General features: G+C 72.6%; 26 protein-coding genes. 8 read left to right on the top strand and 18 right to left on the bottom strand.

What is annotated here, in order from left to right; translation table 11 throughout:
- Positions 1-3: 3 nt before the first annotated feature.
- Positions 4-381 carry a DUF1304 domain-containing protein gene (locus tag J2X46_RS10575; RefSeq protein WP_310249932.1) on the bottom strand — a complete coding sequence of 126 codons (378 nt, stop codon included), beginning with the start codon at positions 379-381 and terminating at the stop codon, positions 4-6.
- Between the two features lie 16 nt (positions 382-397).
- On the opposite strand from J2X46_RS10575, the gene J2X46_RS10570 reads away from it, so the two are divergent.
- Both J2X46_RS10570 and J2X46_RS10565 read left to right on the top strand, forming a co-directional pair.
- Positions 398-1,042, top strand: coding sequence for a methyltransferase domain-containing protein (locus J2X46_RS10570; protein WP_310249929.1), 645 nt, complete (start codon positions 398-400; stop codon positions 1,040-1,042).
- 95 nt (positions 1,043-1,137) lie between these two features.
- Positions 1,138-1,347, top strand: coding sequence for a hypothetical protein (locus J2X46_RS10565; RefSeq protein WP_310249927.1), 210 nt, complete (start codon positions 1,138-1,140; stop codon positions 1,345-1,347).
- Between the two features lie 4 nt (positions 1,348-1,351).
- Here J2X46_RS10565 and J2X46_RS10560 read toward each other — a convergent pair whose 3' ends face one another.
- On the bottom strand, positions 1,352-1,573 hold the full coding sequence (locus J2X46_RS10560; RefSeq protein WP_310249924.1) for a hypothetical protein: 222 nt from the start codon (positions 1,571-1,573) through the stop codon (positions 1,352-1,354).
- A complete protein-coding gene (locus J2X46_RS10555; protein WP_310249923.1) occupies positions 1,573-2,157 on the bottom strand; it encodes a DUF664 domain-containing protein in 585 nt (194 codons plus the stop codon). Before J2X46_RS10555 ends, J2X46_RS10560 begins: the two co-directional genes overlap by 1 nt.
- A 97-nt stretch (positions 2,158-2,254) precedes the next feature.
- Between J2X46_RS10555 and J2X46_RS10550 the strand changes: the two genes are divergently transcribed.
- On the top strand, positions 2,255-3,352 hold the full coding sequence (locus tag J2X46_RS10550; RefSeq protein ID WP_310249921.1) for an oxidoreductase: 1,098 nt from the start codon (positions 2,255-2,257) through the stop codon (positions 3,350-3,352).
- Between the two features lie 27 nt (positions 3,353-3,379).
- Here the strand turns inward: J2X46_RS10550 and J2X46_RS10545 are convergent, their stop codons facing one another.
- Both J2X46_RS10545 and J2X46_RS10540 read right to left on the bottom strand, forming a co-directional pair.
- On the bottom strand, positions 3,380-3,673 hold the full coding sequence (locus J2X46_RS10545; protein ID WP_310249918.1) for a putative quinol monooxygenase: 294 nt from the start codon (positions 3,671-3,673) through the stop codon (positions 3,380-3,382).
- 71 nt (positions 3,674-3,744) lie between these two features.
- Positions 3,745-3,900 (bottom strand): hypothetical protein, encoded by a 156-nt coding sequence (locus tag J2X46_RS10540; RefSeq protein WP_310249916.1) that lies wholly within the window; start codon positions 3,898-3,900, stop codon positions 3,745-3,747.
- Between the two features lie 115 nt (positions 3,901-4,015).
- Here J2X46_RS10540 and J2X46_RS10535 point away from each other — a divergent pair, with 115 nt between their 5' ends.
- Positions 4,016-4,327: a hypothetical protein gene (locus J2X46_RS10535; RefSeq protein ID WP_310249913.1), complete on the top strand. Its 312-nt coding sequence runs from the start codon at positions 4,016-4,018 to the stop codon at positions 4,325-4,327.
- 105 nt (positions 4,328-4,432) lie between these two features.
- Here the strand turns inward: J2X46_RS10535 and J2X46_RS10530 are convergent, their stop codons facing one another.
- Both J2X46_RS10530 and J2X46_RS10525 read right to left on the bottom strand, forming a co-directional pair.
- Positions 4,433-4,669 (bottom strand): hypothetical protein, encoded by a 237-nt coding sequence (locus tag J2X46_RS10530; protein ID WP_310249910.1) that lies wholly within the window; start codon positions 4,667-4,669, stop codon positions 4,433-4,435.
- A gap of 76 nt (positions 4,670-4,745) precedes the next feature.
- Positions 4,746-5,606, bottom strand: coding sequence for a sigma-70 family RNA polymerase sigma factor (locus J2X46_RS10525; RefSeq protein WP_310249908.1), 861 nt, complete (start codon positions 5,604-5,606; stop codon positions 4,746-4,748).
- Positions 5,607-5,705: 99 nt separating this feature from the next.
- Here J2X46_RS10525 and J2X46_RS10520 point away from each other — a divergent pair, with 99 nt between their 5' ends.
- On the top strand, positions 5,706-6,818 hold the full coding sequence (locus tag J2X46_RS10520) for a prolyl oligopeptidase family serine peptidase (RefSeq protein ID WP_310249903.1): 1,113 nt from the start codon (positions 5,706-5,708) through the stop codon (positions 6,816-6,818).
- A gap of 26 nt (positions 6,819-6,844) precedes the next feature.
- Here J2X46_RS10520 and J2X46_RS10515 read toward each other — a convergent pair whose 3' ends face one another.
- Positions 6,845-7,819, bottom strand: coding sequence for a homocysteine S-methyltransferase family protein (locus J2X46_RS10515; protein ID WP_310249901.1), 975 nt, complete (start codon positions 7,817-7,819; stop codon positions 6,845-6,847).
- Between the two features lie 72 nt (positions 7,820-7,891).
- Between J2X46_RS10515 and J2X46_RS10510 the strand changes: the two genes are divergently transcribed.
- Entirely contained in the window at positions 7,892-8,485 is a 594-nt protein-coding gene (locus J2X46_RS10510) for a TetR/AcrR family transcriptional regulator (RefSeq protein WP_310249898.1), read from the top strand.
- On the opposite strand, the gene J2X46_RS10505 is transcribed toward J2X46_RS10510, so the two are convergent.
- Positions 8,482-9,069: a DinB family protein gene (locus tag J2X46_RS10505; RefSeq protein WP_310249895.1), complete on the bottom strand. Its 588-nt coding sequence runs from the start codon at positions 9,067-9,069 to the stop codon at positions 8,482-8,484. The genes J2X46_RS10510 and J2X46_RS10505 overlap by 4 nt on opposite strands.
- A gap of 37 nt (positions 9,070-9,106) precedes the next feature.
- On the opposite strand from J2X46_RS10505, the gene J2X46_RS10500 reads away from it, so the two are divergent.
- The gene (locus tag J2X46_RS10500) at positions 9,107-9,556 is read left to right on the top strand and encodes an MOSC domain-containing protein (RefSeq protein ID WP_310249892.1); all 450 of its coding nucleotides are present in this window, start codon (positions 9,107-9,109) and stop codon (positions 9,554-9,556) included.
- 58 nt (positions 9,557-9,614) lie between these two features.
- Positions 9,615-10,517, top strand: coding sequence for a helix-turn-helix domain-containing protein (locus J2X46_RS10495; protein ID WP_310249888.1), 903 nt, complete (start codon positions 9,615-9,617; stop codon positions 10,515-10,517).
- A 3-nt stretch (positions 10,518-10,520) separates the two neighbouring features.
- Here J2X46_RS10495 and J2X46_RS10490 read toward each other — a convergent pair whose 3' ends face one another.
- From J2X46_RS10490 to J2X46_RS10450, 9 genes are all read right to left on the bottom strand, one after another.
- The gene (locus J2X46_RS10490) at positions 10,521-10,883 is read right to left on the bottom strand and encodes a bleomycin resistance protein (protein WP_310249885.1); all 363 of its coding nucleotides are present in this window, start codon (positions 10,881-10,883) and stop codon (positions 10,521-10,523) included.
- A complete protein-coding gene (locus J2X46_RS10485; RefSeq protein WP_310249883.1) occupies positions 10,880-11,644 on the bottom strand; it encodes a glycoside hydrolase family 16 protein in 765 nt (254 codons plus the stop codon). Before J2X46_RS10485 ends, J2X46_RS10490 begins: the two co-directional genes overlap by 4 nt.
- Before the next feature lie 11 nt (positions 11,645-11,655).
- Positions 11,656-13,896 (bottom strand): catalase/peroxidase HPI, encoded by a 2,241-nt coding sequence (gene katG, locus J2X46_RS10480; protein WP_397213825.1) that lies wholly within the window; start codon positions 13,894-13,896, stop codon positions 11,656-11,658.
- An 11-nt stretch (positions 13,897-13,907) separates the two neighbouring features.
- Positions 13,908-14,363, bottom strand: coding sequence for a Fur family transcriptional regulator (locus J2X46_RS10475; RefSeq protein WP_310249880.1), 456 nt, complete (start codon positions 14,361-14,363; stop codon positions 13,908-13,910).
- 151 nt (positions 14,364-14,514) lie between these two features.
- A complete protein-coding gene (locus tag J2X46_RS10470) occupies positions 14,515-15,060 on the bottom strand; it encodes a GNAT family protein (protein WP_310249879.1) in 546 nt (181 codons plus the stop codon).
- Positions 15,061-15,167: 107 nt separating this feature from the next.
- Complete coding sequence (locus J2X46_RS10465) at positions 15,168-16,106, bottom strand: SDR family NAD(P)-dependent oxidoreductase (protein ID WP_310249876.1); 939 nt, start codon at positions 16,104-16,106, stop codon at positions 15,168-15,170.
- Between the two features lie 58 nt (positions 16,107-16,164).
- Entirely contained in the window at positions 16,165-17,034 is an 870-nt protein-coding gene (locus J2X46_RS10460; RefSeq protein ID WP_310249873.1) for an aldo/keto reductase, read from the bottom strand.
- Positions 17,035-17,220: 186 nt separating this feature from the next.
- A complete protein-coding gene (locus tag J2X46_RS10455; protein ID WP_310249871.1) occupies positions 17,221-17,856 on the bottom strand; it encodes a response regulator transcription factor in 636 nt (211 codons plus the stop codon).
- Positions 17,853-19,136 carry a histidine kinase gene (locus J2X46_RS10450; RefSeq protein WP_310249869.1) on the bottom strand — a complete coding sequence of 428 codons (1,284 nt, stop codon included), beginning with the start codon at positions 19,134-19,136 and terminating at the stop codon, positions 17,853-17,855. Before J2X46_RS10450 ends, J2X46_RS10455 begins: the two co-directional genes overlap by 4 nt.
- Positions 19,137-19,160: the final 24 nt, after the last annotated feature.

Here is a 19,160-nt window from a genome sequence, read left to right as displayed (position 1 = left end):
GCCTCAGAGCTGGAGCAGCAGGAAGACGACCGCGAGGAGCGGGATCGTGCCCTGGGTCGCGGCCGCCCGCGCCATCGACCGGTCGTGGGTGACCAGCACGACCGCGGCTGCCAGCATCGAGCCGGTGCCGGCGAGTGCGAGCGCCGTGCCGGTGGTGTTGTCGGAGCTGATCATCGCGACGCCGACGAACGTGACGATCGCCAGGAAGAGGTTGTAGAAGCCCTGGTTGTAGGCCATCGGCGCCAGGATCGGGGCGTCGGACTCGGAGACACCGAAGGTCTTGCGCGTCGCCGGCTCGTTCCAGCGGAACGCCTCGAGGACGAAGATGTAGACGTGGAGCAGCGCGGCCAGGACCGCGAGGACCACAGCGATGATCGTCATGCACGCACCCTAGGAGTTGAGGGCCATCAGCGACCAGCACCGACACCTGCACGCCCACCACAGCCCGGAGGCGTGGGACGAGCGCTACGGCGACCAGGCGATGTGGAGCGGCCACCCCAACGAGGCGCTGGTGCGCGAGGTCGCGGACATGACGCCGCGCACGGCGCTCGATGTCGGCTGCGGTGAGGGTGCCGACGCGATCTGGCTGGCGCTGCGGGGCTGGCGGGTCGACGCGCTCGACGTCTCGGGCAAGGCGCTGGACCGTGCCCGCGAGGCCGCCGAGCAGGCCGGGGTCGAGGTCCGCTGGCTGCACCACGGCCTGGAGGACCTGCCCGATGAGTCGGCCTACGACCTGGTCTCGGTGTTCTACCCCGCCCTGCTGCGGGCCGACGGGTCGGTGCTCGACGTGCTGCTCGACGCGGTCGCCGAGGGCGGCACGCTGCTGGTCGTGCACCACGCGCACGTCGACCGCGAGCGCGCGAGGGAGCACGGCTTCGACCCCGACGACTACGTCCGGCACGAGGACGTGCTCGCCGCTCTCCCACCGACGGACTGGGCCGTCGAGCAGGCGGGCGAGAGGCGTCGTACGGCACCGGAGGGGCCCGGTGCGCACCACCACACCGACCTCGTCCTGCGCGCGTGGCGCAAGGTCAGCGCCTGATGTCCCCCTACCCCTGAGTGGGTGGTGGGCCCGTCCGGGCGGGCGCATGCTCGGTCGATCGGCTCACGAGGCCGTACGACACGAGGAGGACCCCCATGGGACGACTGATCGGAATCCTGGTGGTGATCTGGCTGGTGATCGGCGCCTTCGCCGCCTACCAGCGCGACTACTTCGACGACGCGGACACCAACTGCTCGGAGGCCGGCGACATCGCGCTCACCGTGGTCGCCGGGCCGCTCAACTACACCGGGGTCAACCCGAAGGTGGACTGCAAGGACGTCAAGATCCCGGAGCCGTCCGAGTAGGGGCTCAGCGGCCCGCGTTGCGCGGGTGGTTCTTCGCGGTGCGCTCGTTGCCGCGCCGGTAGTTGCCGGTGAGGCGCGCCATCAGCTCCTGGTCGTCCTCGCGCTCGACGTCGTCGAGGAAGCGGGCCGCGGCGCTGCCGCGCAGCACGGTCGCGCGGCGGCCGTGGTGCGTGATCAGCACCTCGGTGCCGCGCACCTCGTAGTCGAACCCCTCGGGTCCGGGCATCAGGGCCTCCAGTCGTCGGGCGGGTCCTCACCGACGCGTCCGTCGACCGCCTCGCGGATCAAGTCGGCGTGGCCGGTGTGGCGACCGTACTCCTCGAGCATGTCGAAGAGCAGGCGGCGCAGCCGCGGGTGGTTGCCGTTGCCGTCGTCGACGTGCGCGACCAGGTCGAGGCCGCCGTCGGCGAGCGCTGCCTCGATCCGCTCGTCGGCGCGCTCGACCGCCTCGTCGTACACCGCATAGAGCGTGGTCGCGGGCATCGTGTCGGCGTGGGCGAACTCCCAGTCGTTGCTGCCGTCGGAGCCCATCGAGGCCCATGGCTCCTCCAGCTCGACCCCGCGCAGCTTCGTGAGCAGGTAGTAGTCCTCGGCCGCGGCGAGGTGGAGCAGCAGCCCGCCGAGCGACAGGCTCGAGGAGGGCAGCCGCTGCCGCAGCCCGGTCTCGTCCAGCCCGTCGGCCTTCCACCGGAAGGTCGCGCGCATCCGGCCCAGGGCACCCAGCAGGTGCTCGACCTCGGTGCCGGCCAGCGGCGGCTCCCACCACGGCGGGACCCAGACATCGGACGTGGTCGTGTCGTCGGCGCTCATGCTGTGACGGTAGGCCCGGAACCGGACGTTCCGGTACCGCATGGTGCGGGCCGTGTCGAGTCTGGACAACCCCGTGGGTGCGGAGCAGGGTGGCCGGATGCGACGACTCGGAGCAACCCTCATCCCCGTGGCCGTGCTGACCGCACTGGCCCTCACCCTCCCCGCCAGCACCTCGGCCGCACCCGGCCACGCCGGCGCCAAGCCCAAGGGCCACAACCCGTTCGCGAGCGGGTGGACCGAGAAGGTCCTCGACGCCGACCAGAACTTCCGCGGCCTCGAGGCGGTCAGCCGGAAGGAGGCCTGGGTCACCGGCGAGAGCCTCACCAAGGGCGGCCCGGCCCGGGTCTTCCGCACGACCGACCGCGGCGAGACCTGGACCGACGTGAGCCCGGCCGACACCGGCGGCCTGTCCTTCCGCGACGTCGAGGTGCACGGCAAGGTCGCGCACGTCCTGGCGATCGGTCCGGGCGACGCCTCGCGGATCTACCGCTCGACCGACGGCGGCGCCTCGTGGACCGAGTCCTTCCGCAACGACGACGAGAACGCGTTCTACGACTGCATGGCGTTCTACGGCAGCGGCCGGCGCGGGCTCGCGGTGAGCGACCCGGTCGACGGCAAGCTGCGCATCCTCTCGACGAAGGACCGCGGCCGCAGCTGGGAGGTGCTGCCGTCCAAGGGCATGCCCGCCTCCGACAAGGAGTTCGGCTTCGCCGCCAGCGGCGACTGCCTGGTCACCTCCGGCCGAGCGGCCTTCATCGTCACCGGCGGCGCGAAGTCGCGCGTCCTCAAGTCGGTTGACCGCGGCCTGACCTGGACCGCGGTCGAGTCCGGCATCCCGGCCGGTGAGGCTGCCGGCGGCTTCGCCGGAGCCTTCTCCTCACCGCAGCGCGGCATCGCCGTGGGTGGCGACTTCGCTGACTCCAAGGACACGGCCGACACGACGGCGTACACCCGCAACGGGCGGACGTGGTCGGTCGGCGGCGACCTGACCCACATCGGCGAGGACGTCACCGTGCTGCACAGCTGGCGCTACGCCGTCGCGACCGGCGACTACGACGGCTCGACCGGCTCCAGCGTCACCAGCGACGGCGGCGCGACCTGGCAGCGGGTCAGCGACAAGGGCTACCACGCGATCGACTGCGTCGGGAAGGTCTGCTGGGCCGCCGGCGGCAAGGGCCGCGTCGGTCACAACTGACCTCGGGACGGCCGGTGGTCTGGAGGCTCAGACCACCGGCTGGAGCGGGTGGACCGCGACCTCACCACTCAAGGCTCCGTCCGCCGCGGCGAAGGCATCGGCGACGTGGGACGACGACAGGTGGACGTCCAGTGCCGCCGCGTCCGTCCACCGCTCCACGGTGACGAACGTGCCCGGCGCGGTCGCCGACTCGAAGAGGTCGTAGGACAGGCAGCCCTCTTCCGCGCGGGTCGCATCAGCCAGCACCTGGAGCGCGGCCCGGATCTGGTCGACCGCCTCGGGCTTGGCGGGGATGGTGGCGACGACCTGCAGCTCGGTCACGACGGGAGTCCTCTCGGTGGCGGACCCCCAGTCTGCGTCCTCGCGGCCGTCGTGACCACGGTCACCGAGGTTCAGTCGTGGTCGCGGCTCGTCGGCACGTAGCCCTTCTCGCCCGGGTGGTCGCCCTCGACCTCGCGGGCACCCATCATCCGCAGGGCCACGTAGGCCACAGCACCCACCACGAGCACGGCCAGCAGGACTGCCGCCACCACACCTGGGCTCATCATGTCCATCTCGTCTGCACCTCCTCGCTTCGAGGCTAGGCCGGTTTCGCGGTCGTGCTCCTTACGGTGTCGTGACACCTGCGGAAAGGGCCGACACCCGGCTGGCTACGCTCGAGCGGTGCCCGACCTCTCCCGCGTCCCCACCGCTCCCCTGCTCGCCGGCGGCCTCGTCGGCGGCTTCGTGCTGGCCCAGCAGACCGGCGTACGGCCTCTCGGCGGAGCCGCGATGCTCGCGGCCAACGCGGTGGCGGCGCGGCAGTGGTACGCCGTCGGCGGCGCGCCGCTCGCGGCCGGTCTCACCGCGGCCTACTGGAGCGCGATGGGCGTCTCGCACCCGCTGGCGAAGAAGGTCGGCCGCTGGCCGGCCGTCTTCGGCGTGACCGCCGCGGCCGCCGGTCTGGCGTGGGGCCTGGCGGACCGCCGCCGCTGACTGTCCACCACGGTATGTAGGCCAATGGGCACCTGCCTCGGTCAGGTGACCGTGGCAAGCGCCCATTCGACGACATCCCATGGTGAAGCGTCAGCAGGGGAGGCGTCAGTCCTCGGGAAGCGCGGCGAACGCGGCCTTCATGTCGCGGTACCAGCCCATCGACTTCTTGGGGTGGCGCCAGCGACCCTTCATCTCGTCGCGCGCCGGCTGGTGGGCGGCGTCGCCGGCCTTCTCGGCCTGCTTGAGGTGCTTGTCCTGGGCGTTGATGACGTCGTCGTGGGTCTCGCCGTGGTGGGCGAGGTCGCACGGGCCGCCGAGCTGGGTGCAGGTCATGGTCTTCATGTCGGTCTCCTCGACTCTGGTGTGTGGGGGGTCTGCTGGTCTGACGATCGAGCGGCCACGGGTGTGACCGCTCGGGCTACTTCGGGTCGGCGCCGTCGCGGCGTACGACCTGGGCGAGGACGTCGGGAGCCGCGCGGAAGGTGATGCCCGCGACGTGGCCGTCGACGACCTCGAAGTCGAAGACGACCTTGGCCTCGCCCTTGAGGTACCAGGCCGAGGCGGGGCGCTCGCCCACGAAGACCGAGAGGGCGGTCTGGGCGCTGCCGTTGAAGAAGGTGGCGACCTCGTCGCGGCCCTGGATCGAGGCCGGGGTGCCGGCCAGGATCGCGGCCTCGTCGGCGCCGACGACGGCGTCGGGGGCGAGCAGCTGGAGCAGTCGCTCGAAGTCACCGCCGCGGGCGGCGTCCATGAACGCGTCGACGACCTCCCAGTCGGCCAGCGCGTCCTCCGAAGACGGCTGGGCGACCTTGGAGCGGGCGCGCGAGGCGAGCTTGCGGGCCGCGGCGGGCGTGGTGTCGAGGACCGCGGCGATCGTGCCGAACTCGAAGCCGAAGCTGTCGTGCAGCACGAAGGCCACCCGCTCGCGCGGCGAGAGCCGGTCGATGACCGCCTGCAGCGCGATGCCGACCGTGTCGGCCAGGGCGACGTCGTCCGCCGGGTCGGGGACGGTCGGCTGGTCGCCGTGGTCGCCGAACTCGACGTCCTCGACCGGCACGGGCGTGCGGGAGCGCAGCCGGTCCAGGCACAGCCGGGTGGTGACGGTGGTCAGCCAGGCCGGCAGGTTCTCGATCTCGATGCCGTCACGGGTCACCGCCCGGTCCAGCCGCAACCACGCCTGCTGCACGACGTCCTCGGCCTCGGCGTGGTCCGCCAGCACGCGGCCGGCGATGCCGAGGAGACGAGGCCTCTCGGCCTCGAAGATCTCCGTCTGGTCCATGTGGTCGCCCTCTCGTGTGCGCTGTTCATTCTCCTGACGAACGGGAGGCCGGATGTGTGACCGGACGCCCGGCTGGGTCGGGTCCCGCACACTGGAGGCATGGACGCCCACCGGCGGCGAGCCGCCCAGCTGGCCACGACGGCCGTCGTCTCCCTGCCCCTGCTGGCCGCCTGCTCCGGCGAGCGCGAGTCCGCGGACCCGCCCGGCTCCGCCCCGTCGAGCCGGTCGACCTCGGCTGCGCCGTCGCCCTCGCCCAGCGAGGAGCCGACGCCGGAGGCCACCTCCGAGCCGACGGAGCCGCCGGACCCGATCTCCGTGGCGGCGCTGGCCGACGCCGAGCTGACGGGCGGTGGCCTGCGGCTGGGCGCGGTGCGCGAGCGGACGTCCGCCTACACGTCGTACGACGTCACGTTCGCGTCGACGACGTCGGGCAATGGCTCGGCGCCGTTGCGGATCAGCGGGGTGCTCAACGTGCCGACCTGGCGCGGGCCCCAGGGTGATCAGGGATGGCCGGCGGTGGTGCTCGCGCACGGCTACATCGATCCGGCCTACTACGTGCGCGGGCAGGGCATGACCCGCGAGCGCGGCTTCCTCGCCGAGCGCGGCTACGTCGCCCTGCACGTCGACTACCGCAACCACGCCGAGTCGACCGACGACCCACGCGTCGAGACCGCCGTACGCCTCGGCTACAGCGCTGACGTGATCGCCGCCGTCCATGCGCTGACGGGGTCGCGCGACGTGCGCGTCGACCCGGACCGGATCGCCCTCTTCGGCCGGTCGATGGGCAGCGGCGTCGTCCTCAAGGCACTCGAGGCCGAGCCGGGGCTGGTGGCGGCCGGTGTCGCGTGGGCGTCGGTCTCGAGCCTGGAGGGGCAGAACTTCGACCACTTCCAGCGCCCCGACGCACCCGTCGCCCAGCTGCGTGCGGGCTTCCGCGGACGGCACGGGCTGCCCGACGACGACCCGGAGTTCTGGCGAGGCGTGTCGTCCCGCCCGGCCTTCGACGAGATCACCGAGCCGGTGCTGCTGGCCCACGGCCGCTTCGACGACACCTGCCCGCCGAGGTGGGCCCGCGCGACCCAACGCGCGCTGACCGACGCGGGCGTCGACTCCACCCTCGAGTGGTACGACGACACCCACGCGTTCGGCCCCGCCTTCATCGCCGCGATGGACCGCACCGTGCGCTTCCTCGACGCCCGCATGCCCGCCTGACGGACGCGAAGTGCCCGGTCACCCGGTCAGGCGGTGACGGGAGATCCGTCCGCCCACATCGCCGCGACGTGGCGCACGTCGGTGCCGCAGCAGCCGCCGACGATCCGGGCCGCCGGCAGCCGGGCGAGGAGACCCCGCGTCGTCGCGGTCAGGTCGGCGAGGTCGCCCTCGTCGAGCTCCTCGGCCTCGTCGAGCTCGGCGTGGCTGAGGCGGGAGGAGTTCACCCGCAGGCCGGCGATGCGCGCGGCCCAGGGCGCCGCCTCGTCGACGCCGGGCGCGACGTGGTCGGGGTGCGCGCAGTTGACGAGCAGGTGGGCGGCGCCGGAGCCGGTGGCCGCGTCGAGAGTGGTGATCGCCTCGCCGAGCGGGGTGCCGTCGGGCAGCCGGCCGTCGGTCTCGACCGTGAACGCGATGCCGACCGGCAGGCCGACGTCGCCGGCAGCGCGCACGATGCCGATCGCCTCGGCGACCGTCGTCAGGGTGTACGCCGTCGTGAGGTCGGCGCCCGCCTCGGCGAAGGCGGCGACCTGGGCGCGGTGGTAGTCGGCGGCCTGGTCGGCCTCCATCTCACCGGCGACGTAGCCGTCGCCACGCGGTCCGATCGAGCCCACCACCTGCACGGCGGCCACCCGCTCCCGCACCTCCTCGGCGAGCTCGCGCAGGCCCTCGACCGCGCGCACGTTGACGCGACGCAGGGCCTCGGCGTCGTACCCGAGACGGGCACCCCAGTCGGGGTTGGCCCGCCAGGTCGCGGTCTCGAGGAGCAGGCCCGCGCCCGCGCCGGCCGCCACGTCGACGAACCCCCGGTAGTAGGAGTCGAGCTCGCGCCGGCCCCGCTCGTCCTCCACGAGCGGGAAGGCGGCGAAGTCGGGCAGGTCGATGCCGCGGTGGAAGATCAGGTCGGTCTCCAGGCCGGCGTCGGTCACCCACCCCGCCGCCACCTCGGGCAGCCGCCACTGCGTCGTCGACTCGATCGGTTCTGCCTGCGGACCTGCGCTCATCGGACCCTCCCCGGACGTATCAGACTGATTGGTCTGTTTTAGCAGACCATCCAGTCTGGTACAAGTGGTGTCATGCCCCGCGACGGAACTGCCACCCGGATCCGGCTCCTCGACGCCGCCGAGCGCCTGGTCACCGACAACGGCTTCGCCGCGACCTCGGTCGACCAGGTGATCGCCGAGGCGGGGTCGTCGAAGGGCGCGTTCTTCCACCACTTCTCCTCCAAGACCGACCTCGGCGAGCAGCTCGTCGAGCGCTACGCCGCGCACGACGTGCAGACGTTGTACGACGGCCTCGCCGCGGTCGCCCACCTCGAGGACCCGAAGGTCCGGCTGGTCGAGTTCGTCCGCCACTTCGAGGGCCGCGGCGACGAGATCATGTCGGCGCAGTCCAACTGCCTCTACGTCTCGGTGCTCACCGAGCGGCAGCTCGCCGGCCCCGACGCGACTGGCGCGATCCTGGGCGCGGTGGTCACGTGGCGCGACGAGATCGTCACCCTCCTGCGCGACGCGCTGGGCGACACCGACCACGACCTCGACGCGCTGGCCGACCACGTGTTCGTCACCTTCGAGGGCGCCTTCATCCTGTGCCGGACGACCGGCGACCCCGACCACATGCGCCGCCAGCTCGCCGCGCTGCGGGTGCTGGTCGAGGCGCTGGTGCACTAGCCGGGGAACTGCTCCGCGACGTTCCGCAGCCGCTCGACGTACGCCGGCCAGTCCACGCCGTCGGGCAGGTTGGACACGCCGACCCGCAGACCGGCGGCGCCGTCGACCTCCTCGCGGAGGATGTCGGCGTGGCCGGCATGGCGGGCGATGTCGACGATGACGTGCGTGATGACCTGGTGCAGCGTGACGTCGCCGTCGGACCACCACGGCACCCGGCCGACGGCGTCGAGAGGCAGCTCGGCGATGGTCGCGTCGCCGAAGGCGATCACCTTCCGGTAGAACGCGACGACCTCGGCCGCCGAGATCTCGGCCGGCACCCACCAGTCGGCCTGCGGATCCGCGGCGTAGTCGGCGTCGTCGACCACGAGCGGGTGGTCGGGCTCGGGCCACGCGCGGTCGAAGGTCGGGCCGAAGTAGCCGATCTCCACGTTGGCCACGTGGCGCACGATGCCGAGCAGGTTGGTGCCGGTGGGCGTGCGTGGCAGCCGGAGGTCGCGCTCGCTGACGCCGTCGAGCTTCCACAGCAGCGCCTCGCGGACGTTGTCGAGGTAGTGCTTCAGGTCGGCCTTGGGCTCGGAGATCATGACGCGATCATGCCCGGCCGCGGCGTACGGTCGCACCGTGGATTCCCCGGACCTTCCTCGCGTCCACACCATCCACGTCGCGCCCGGTCGACGGCTGCCGACGAAGTCGGTGGTTTCCGTCGAGGCCGAGGCGGGCGCCGGCCTGGTCGGCGACCGCTACCACGGCAGCAAGCACCGGCACGTCACCGTGCAGGCGCTCGACGACCTCATGGCAGCGGCCGAGGCGCTCGGCCGGCCCGTCGACCCCGGCCTCACCCGACGCAACATCACCCTGACCGAGGGGCCGGTCCCGACCCGACCCGGCGAGCGCCTGACGATCGGCGACGTCGAGCTCGAGGTCGTCCGCATTGCCGCCCCCTGCCGCCTGCTCGACGACGACCTCGGCCCCGGCGCGATGCAGGCGCTGAAGTCCCCTCGCGGCGGCGCCGTCTTCCGGCTGCTCAGCTCGGGGACGATCACCGTCGGCGACGAGGCCGTCGCCGGCTGAGCCCGATCGTGGAGGGAACGGTCAAGCCGGATCCGCTCCGGTGCGTCACGCTGGGGGCATGACGCGCGATCCCTTGCGCGAGCTCCTCGACGCGGTGCTCGCCGACGACGACGGTGCGGCGGTCGGCGTCGAGGAGATGGCGGCCCGCGCGTTCACCTCGCCGACCCACTTCGCCCGCGTCGTACGACGTCGTACGGGCGAGCCACCCGCGACCCTGCGCCGGCGGGTGCTGCTCGAGCGCGCGGCGTGGCTGCTCCGTCAGGGACGGTCGGTCACGGACGTCGCGTGGGACAGCGGCTTCGACTCGCTCGAGGGCTTCTCGCGCTCCTTCTCCCGCAGCTTCGGCATCGCGCCCAGCCGCGCGGGCGAGCTCGCTGCGCACCGCCTGCCCGCCCCGAGCGGGATCCACTTCCACGCCCCGGCCGCCCTCTGGGTCGACGCCGAACCCACGGAGGCATCGATGGACCTGACCGCCGTGCTCGTCGAGCACGACCTCGCCGACACCACCGCCCTGCTCGACCTCGCCGCCGAGGCACCGGACGCGTCGCTGCGCACCGCGGCCGTCTCCGGACTGACGCCCGCCGCGTTCGACGATGCCGACCTGTCCCCCGCGGTCCTGCTGCGGACGCAGGTGCACACCAAGGAGGTCTGGCTCGCCGCCATCGACGGCACCGACTTCCCCGACCTGGGCACGGCCGAGGTCGCCGCGCTGCGACAGCGGCACGACGAGGTGGCACCGCGCTGGCGGTCCTTCGTCGCCGACACCGCACAGCGCGGCGGCTGGGGCGACACGGTGGTCGACGCGCTGTGCGAGCCGCCGCAGTCGTTCACCCTCGGCGGCATCGTCGCGCACGTGCTCACCCATGCCGCGCACCGCCGGGCCCTGGTCCGGCACTCGCTCGACCCGCGGCTCGAGCAGGGCAACGGCGACCCGATCACCTGGCTGGAGACGCGTCCCTGACGGTCAGGGGTTCTGCACGAGCCGCAGCAGGTTGCCGTCGCCGTCGATGAGCGCGCCGATCCGCATCCCCGAGTCCTCGACCCGCGGCGGGTGCAGGCGCGGCCAGCCGAGGTGGGTCACCGGCAGGCCGGCCGCGACGCAGGCGGCGTACAGCTCGTCGACGTCGTCGACCCGCAGGCAGCAGCTCGCTGCGGTCGAGGCGGGGTCCATCCCCGGGTCGGGGAAGAACTCGAGCTTGAGGGTCCCGCGCTCGAGGATCAGCCAGCCCGGGTCGTGGTAGGTCGCCGCGAAGCCGAGGTCGGCGTAGAAGCCGACCGTCGCGTCGAGGTCGCGGGACGGGAGGTTGGGGGTCGCGTGGTCGGTCATGACACCCCGTCCGATGTGTGCTCGATGGAGTCGACCTCGAAGGTCGGCGCGTGGTCGCCCAGCGTGCCGTCGTCGCGGTCGGGGAAGTCGAAGACGCCGACGAAGAGCTGGAGCGGGTACGTCGGCCACTGGTCGGAGGTGCGCAGCACCTCACCGTCGACCGTCCAGGTGCACCCGTCCGGGCCCATCGTGATGGCGTAGTCGTGCCACTCGCCGAGGTCGAGCTCGAGCGGTGTCACGGAGAAGTCCTCGCGCAGCGCCGGGTCACGGAACTCGTGCACGCCCGCGCCGACGCCGGCCGTGGCGTCGGTGACCGTGTCGCCGAAGACCTCGAAGACGCACACCTCGCCGCAGCGGTCGGGCTCGTCCTCGAAGCCGGTCAGCCAGACCGAGACCATCGACCGGCGCGAGAGGTCGGCCCGGGCCCGGACGGACAGACGGCCACCGGTGAGCAGCCACCCCCGGAAGGGGTCCTGCTCCTCGGTGACCGTCAGGCCGTCGGCGAAGGGTTGCTGCCCGACCGTCGACCCCAGCGGGCCGGCGTACAGCCCCGACGCGATGGTCGAGGTCCGCAGGGCGGGCGTGTGCCGGTCGGGGCACCAGAGGCCCTGCTCGGTCGGGATGCCCAGGCGGAGCACCGAGCCCGTGACGTCGTAGGACGCCCGGGTGCCCTCGCGGCTCGACCAGTGGGGCAGGTACCACGGCACCCACGTGTCGGCCGCGAGGGCAGAGCCCTCGAAGTGCTCCGTCCGCGCATCCACGCGGTCCAGCGTCAGACGTCGAACCGGTCGTTGTCCATGACCTTGGCCCACGCAGCGACGAAGTCGTGCACGAACTTCTCCTGCGAGCCGTCCTGGGCGTAGACCTCCGCGACCGCGCGCAGCTCGGAGTTCGACGCGAAGACCAGGTCGGCGCGCGTGCCCGTCCAGGCGCCGCTCTCGTAGCGGTCGTTGGAGCCCGCCGGGCTCCAGACCGTGCCGAGGTCGAGCAGGTTGACGAAGAAGTCGTTCGTCAGCTCGCCCGGGCGCTCGGTGAGCACGCCGTCGGTGGAGGCCGCCGTGTTGGCACCCAGCACCCGGAGGCCGCCGACGAGGACGGTCAGCTCGGGTGCGCTCAGGCCGAGCAGGTTGGCCTTGTCGACGAGGAGGTACTCCGCGGGCAGCTTGGCGTCGGACCGCAGGTAGTTGCGGAAGCCGTCGGCCTTCGGCTCGAGCCACGCGAACGACTCGACGTCGGTCTGCTCCTGGGTGGCGTCGCCGCGACCCGGGGTGAACGGCACCTCGACGGTGACGCCGGCTGCGGCCGCCGCCTGCTCGACACCGACGTTGCCCGCGAGGACCACGGTGTCGGCGAACGTGATGTCGTTGCCGGCCGCGATGCCCTCGAGCACCGTGATGACGCCGGCGAGCTGCTGCGGGTCGTTGGCCTCCCAGCTGCGCTGCGGCTCCAGGCGGATGCGGCCACCGTTGGCGCCACCGCGCTTGTCGCTGCTGCGGTACGACGATGCTGCCGCCCACGCGGTCGAGACCAGCTGGCTGACCGTGAGGCCGGCGTCGGCGATCTGCTGCTTGACCGCGGCGACCGTCTCGGCCGAGGCGGTGTGGGCGGGAGCCGGGATCGGGTCCTGCCAGAGCAGCTCCTCCGAGGGGACCTCGGGGCCGACGTAGCGGCTGACCGGGCCCATGTCGCGGTGGGTCAGCTTGAACCATGCGCGGGCGAAGGCGTCGGCGAACTCGTCGGGGTTCTCCAGGAAGCGGCGCGAGATCTGCTCGTAGGCCGGGTCCATGCGCAGGGACAGGTCGGTCGTGAGCATCGTCGGCCTGCGCTTCGCGCCGCCCTCGTCGGGCGCCGGGATGATCGCGTCGGAGTCCTTGGCGACCCACTGGCTGGCGCCGGCGGGGCTCGTCTCGAGCTCCCACTCGTGGCCGAAGAGGATCTCGAAGAAGCGGTTGCTCCACTGGGTGGGCTTGTCGGTCCAGGTGACCTCGAGGCCCGACGTGATGGCGTCCTTGCCGACACCGGAGCCGTACTTCGACAGCCACCCCAGGCCACCGGTCTCGATCGGCGCGGCCTCGGGCTCGGGGCCGACGTTGGCCTCGGGGTCGGCGGCACCGTGGGTCTTGCCGAAGGTGTGGCCACCGGCGATCAGCGCGACGGTCTCCTCGTCGTTCATCGCCATCCGGCTGAACGTGTCGCGGATGTCGTGCGCGGCGAGGATCGGGTCGGGGTTGCCCTCCGGGCCCTCGGGGTTGACGTAGATGAGGCCCATCTGGACTGCGGCGAGCGGGTTCTCCAGCTCGCGGTCACCGTGGTAGCGCTGCTCGCCGCCGCGGTCACCGCCGAGCCACTCGGTCTCCGGGCCCCAGTAGACGTCGTCGTCCGGCTCCCAGGCGTCGATGCGACCGCCGGCGAAGCCGAAGGTCTTGAAGCCCATCGATTCGAGCGCGACGTTGCCGGTGAGGATCATCAGGTCGGCCCACGAGAGGGCGTTGCCGTACTTCTTCTTGACCGGCCACAGCAGACGGCGGGCCTTGTCGAGGTTGCCGTTGTCGGGCCAGGAGTTGAGCGGGGCGAAGCGCTGCTGGCCGGTGCCACCCCCGCCGCGGCCGTCCTGGACGCGGTAGGTGCCGGCGCTGTGCCACGCCATGCGGATCATCAGCGGGCCGTAGTGGCCGAAGTCGGCGGGCCACCAGTCCTGGCTGTCGGTGAGGATCGCGGCGATGTCGGCCTTGACCGCGGGGAGGTCGAGCGCGCCGAACGCGGCGGCGTAGTCGAAGTCGGCGCCGAGCGGGTTCAGGACCGGCTGGTTCTTGGCGAGGATCTTGAGGTTGAGCCGCTCGGGCCACCAGGCGCTGTTCGCGTCGCCCTGGGTCGGGTGGGCGCCACCGTCGTGCAGCACGGGGCACTTGCCCGCGGGGGCGTCCTCGTTCATCTCCCCGACCTCGGCGTTGGCCTGGTTGCTGTCGGAGGTGTCGGTCGCGCGCTCGGACTCGTTGGGCAGGTCGTCGGACATGGGGTTCCCTTTCAGTTGCTGCTGTCGGTGGACGTCGTGGGACGGGAGGCGCAGGAGGGGCACAGGCCCCAGTAGGTGACCTCGGCCTCGTCGATGACGAAGCCGCCGGCGTCGGACGCGGTGAGGCACGGCGTGTGCCCGACAGCGCAGTCCACGTCGGCGACCGCTCCGCAGGAGCGGCACACGACGTGGTGGTGGTTGTCGCCGACGCGCAGCTCGTAGCGCGCCACGGAGCCCGCCGGCTGGATGCGCCGAACGAGGCCGGAGTCGGTGAGCGCGCCGAGGACGTCGTAGACCGCCTGGTGGGAGACGGTCGGCTCCTCGGCCCGGACGGCGGCGAGGACGCTGCCGGTGTCGGCGTGCGGATGACGTCGTACGGCACGGAGCACCGCGAGCCGCGGCCGGGTGACCCGCAGGTCTGCGCCCCGGAGCAGGTGCTCGAACGTGGCCTCGTCGATGTCGTCCATCGCCAGCCACCCTGCCCCCTTTTCTTGAACGAGTCAAGTTTTCTGGGTGACGTCTTCCGGGGTAGTCCAGTGACGAATGGTCGTCCAGCAGCCTGCACGACAGCCAGAACTCACTGGACTACCCCGGGGGGGACAGCCAGAACTCACTGGACTACGCCGGAAGGCCCTGCCACTCGCGGGAGAGGAGGGACCAGACCTCGAGGTCCTGGCGCACGTCGCGCACCGGGAAGGCCTCGCGGAGCGTGCCCTCGTGGGTGAAGCCGAGGCGCTGCGCCATCCGTCGGCTCGCCTCGTTGCCCGGGGCGCACTTCCACTCGACGCGGTGCACGCCGCGCTCGGTGAAGGCCCAGTCGAGCATGGCCGCGACGGCTCGCGTCACGATGCCGCGACCCCGCGCCGGGGCGGCGAGGAGTACGCCGACCTCGGCCGTCGCGGACCGGGCGTTGAAGGACGGGAACAAGGTGGCGCCGACCAGCTCGTCGCCGACCCAGATGCCGAAGATCCGGCGGCCGGTCTCGCCGCGGGACTTCGCGAAGCCGTCGAGGAAGCCGCGCGCGGCCTCGACCTGCTCGAAGCCCTCCCACGGCAGCCACTCGTAGAAGTCCGCTCCGTGGGCACGCATCAGCGCGGCGAGCTGGTCCGCGTGCCACGGCTCGAGGTCGGACAGGCGGGCGTCGTCGATCTGGAGGCTCAGCACCCGCGCCACCCTATGCGGGGCCCCTGAACCGGATGTCTGAGGACGTCATGGTCGTCCAGAGGGCCGGATCACGACCGTGGTGTCCTCAGATATCGGGAGTGGCGGGCTCAGGTGAGGTCGGCCGCCGCCCGCAGCCAGGCCCAGGCCCGGTCGCGGGTGGCCGCATCGGGGCGGGTCTTCGGGAGCAGGCTGGTGGGGCGCTCGACGCGGTCGTGCCAGAAGCGACCGGTCGGCGGGGCCGGCTCGACGGCCGCGAGCCAGACGCTGGTGTCGGCGCCCTGGGCATCGTCGCGCAGGACCGGGCGGGTGAGCTTGCGGAAGGTCGGCAGCGACTCCTGCACGCCGGGGGTGTCGGCCCAGCCGGGGTGCATCGTCGCGACGGTGATGTCGTCGGCGGCCCACCGCTCGGCGAGCAGGGGCGCCATCTCGACCTGCCAGCGCTTGGAGCGGGCATAGGACGTCGTGGGCGAGTAGTCGCCCTTCTCGTAGCCCGGGTCGTCGGCGCGCAGCGGCTGGCCGTACATCCCGCCGCTGCTCACCAGCACCACGCGCCCACCCGACAGCACGCCGCGCAGCGCCTCGGTCATCACGACCGGACCGAGCAGGTGGACGGCCATGCTGAGCTCGTGCCCCTGGGGCGACTCGGTGCGGGTGGGTGGCATGACGCCGGCGTTGTGGACGACGGCGTGCAGCTCCCCGACCTCGGCTGCGAACGCCTCCGCGAGACGTCGTACGTCGTCGAGGTCGGCCACGTCGCAGCGCCACAGCCGCAGCTCCGCACCGGGCTGCGACGCCCGGATCCGGTCGGCCACCCCGGCGCCCTTGGCCTCGTCGCGCACGAGCATGTGCACGACCGCGCCGAGGGCGGCAAGGCCCTCGACCGTGGCGGTGCCGAGCCCCGAGCTGGCGCCGGTGACCAGCACGTGCCGGCCGCGCAGCGCGTCGGCCGGCGGGTCAGCCGGCCAGCCCGGCAGCGCGCGCCGGACGGCCAGGCCGATCGTGGTGTAGCCGAGGACCAGCGAACGGTCCATCACGGTGTCGACCACGCGGGCCGGGAGGGGACGGGCTTTCGAGGCTCGCTGCGCTCGCACCTCAACCACCGACCTAGCTCGCGTCGAGCGCGGCGAGCTCGTCGGCGCCCAGCTCGATCTCCGCCGCGGCGGCGGAGTCGGTGATCGACGACGGCCTCTTGGCACCGGGGATCGGGATCACGACCGGCGACTGGGCGAGCTCCCACGCCAGCGCCACCTGCTGGGCACTCACGCCGCGGTCTGCGGCGATCTTCGCGAACGCGGGGTGCTTGTCAGCGAGCTCCTTGGCGTTGGACAGCCCTCCCAGCGGGCTCCACGGCAGAAAGGCCAGGCCGAGCTCCTCGCACACGTCGATCTCGGGGCGCGAGCTGCGGAAGGCCGGGGAGAACTGGTTCTGCACGCTGACCAGCCGGTCACCGAGGACGGCGTACGCGGCCCGGATCTGCTCGGGGTCAGCGTTGGAGAGGCCGACGTGGGCGACCTTGCCGCTGTCGGCGATCTCCTTCACCGTGCCGATGACCTCGTCGTAGGGGACCTTCGGGTCGGGGCGGTGGTGCTGCCACAGCGCGAGCTGCTCGACGCCGAGGCGCTGGAGGCTGTCGTCGACCGCCTGGCGCAGGTGGTCGGCCGAGCTGTCGGTCGCCCAGCCGCCGCCGTCCGTGCGGACGTGACCGCCCTTGGTGGCGAGGAAGACGCGGTCGCGGACGCCGAGCTCGTCGAGGATCGAGGCGATCAGCCGCTCGTTCTCGCCCTGGGCGCCGGCGCCCAACTCGTCACCGGGCCCGTAGGCGTCGGCGGTGTCGAAGAGGGTGACGCCCGCGTCGAGCGCCGCCCTGACGGTGTCGACGAGCTGCTGCCGCGGCTGCGTGCCGGACTGGTCGAAGGTCATCAGGCCGAGGCCGACCGCGCCGACCAGCTGGGTTCCGAGAGTGCGTGTCTGCATGCCCTCGACACTAGACAGGCCGACGAAGTCGGACACGTGCGGCGGTTGTGGCCCCGGCATCAACGCTCACCCCACACGTGTGGCGGTTGTCGCCCTCGATTCGGCCTTCCAGGGGCGACATGTCGGACACGTGTGGCGGTTGTGGCCCCCGGCATCGACGTCCGGCGAGCGTACCGGGACCCCGGTCTACGAGGGGTCCACCAACCCGTGACGTTGCGCCCAGAGGGCGGCCTGCGTGCGGTCGGCGACGCCGATGCGCTGGTAGGCAGAGGTGAGGTGGGCCTTGACGGTGCGCTCGGTGACGCCGAGCCGCTGGGCGATCTGCTTGTTGAGCAGGCCCTCCACGACCAGCCGCAGCACCTCGGTCTCGCGCGGCGACAGCTCGCCCACGGACTCGGCACCGTCGGGAGCCCGCGCCGCGAGCAGGTGCCGCGCGGCCCGCGGGTCGATCGGCGACTCACCGCGCGCGACCGCGCGGATCCCGTCGAGCAGCACCTCGGGCTCGGCGTCCTTGAGGAGGTAGCCGACCGCTCCGGCGTCGATGGCCGCGTGGATGCGGGCCTGGTCGGAGAACGACGTCAGCACCAGGACCTCGGCGCCCAGCGACTCGGTGACGATCGTGCGGGTGGCCTCGACGCCGTCGACGTCGGGCATCTGGAGGTCCATCAGCGCCACGTCGGGACGGTGTCGGCGTACCTGCTCGACGGCCTCGCGCCCGTTGGCCGCCACCCCGACGACCTCGAGGTCGTCGGTGCCCTCGATCAGCCCGGTCAGCCCGCTGCGCACCACGGCGTGGTCGTCGGCCACCACCACCCGGATCATCCGACCGGCACCTCCATCCGCAACGTGGTCCCCTCACCGGGAGCGGACTCGACCTCCAGTGCCCCGCCCGACTCGCGGACCAGTCCCTCGAGGGTGCGCAGCCCGAAGTGGTCCTCGGGAGGTACGACGGCGGTGTCGAAGCCTCGCCCGTCGTCGACGATCTCCAGCACCAGCAGGGCGTCCTCGCGGTGCACGGTCAGCGAGACCCGCGTCGCGGAGGCGTGGCGCGCCACGTTGCGCACGCCCTCCTGGGCGACCCGCCAGACCAGGGCGACCGCACCGTCGCCGGCCGTCTCCCCACCGCTGACGTCGACATCGACGACCACCCCGGCCGCGCTCAGCGGCGCCACGACGTCGTGCAGCGCGGCGGCGAGACCGCCGGTGTGCAGGTCGGGCGGGTAGATCTCGACGAGCAGCGAGCGCAGCGACCGCATGCTCGTGCGCAGCGACCGGCCGACCCCGTCGAGCTCGTCGCGGACACCTGCGTCCACCGCGGGGCGCGCAGCCACCGTCGAGAGGGCGTACGACGACCCGGCCAGGTCCTGCACCACCCCGTCGTGCAGGTCGCGGGCGATGCGCAGCCGCTCGGCGTCGGACGAGCGGACGGCCGCCTGCAGCAGGCCCTCCCGCTCACGCGCGGCGCGCGCGAGGCGCCGGGTGAGCAGCAGGACGAGCGGCGTCGTCAGCAGCATCAGCCCGATCAGCGAGCCCAGCGAGATCGGCAGGAAGCGGTCGAGCACCTCCTCGCGCTGCTGCTGGATCTGGTCGCTGGCGAAGTAGGCCTCGAAGAGCAGCGGCTCGCCCTCCGGCGAGGTGATCCGGGTGTAGACCTCGAGCAGGTCGCCGCCGAGCTCGCGCTCGAAGCGGTTCTCCGGCTTGGACAGGTCGGAGATCTCGGCGTCGGTGCCGCCGCTCCGGAGGGCGTCGAGCTCCTCCTCGTCGAGCGGGTAGACCGCACCGATCAGCTCGGTCTGGTCGCTGTAGAGCACGGTGCCGTCGGCGGCCCAGATCTTGATCCGACGCACGTCGCCGACCAGCAGCCGGTCGAGGACGTGCCAGTCCATCCGGTCGATGGCCGACGCCTTGCCGTCGATGAGTCCGCGCGGCACGGCGGGCTGCGCCACCGAGCGGCCGAGCACCTTGGTGAGCTCGCGGGCGTCGTGGATCGCCTCCTCGTCGGCGGCGTCGCGGCTCAGCGCGCTCGTCGCGAGCACCACGATCACGAGCGCGACGAATCCCGCGGCCAGGAACTGCACCACGGGATTCGTCAGCCAGCGCACGAGACCTCCTCCGAGGCCAGTAGT

The organism is Nocardioides sp. BE266, assembly GCF_031457855.1.
GTDB lineage: Bacteria > Actinomycetota > Actinomycetes > Propionibacteriales > Nocardioidaceae > Nocardioides.
This window is presented reverse-complemented; position numbering and strand designations above follow the sequence as displayed.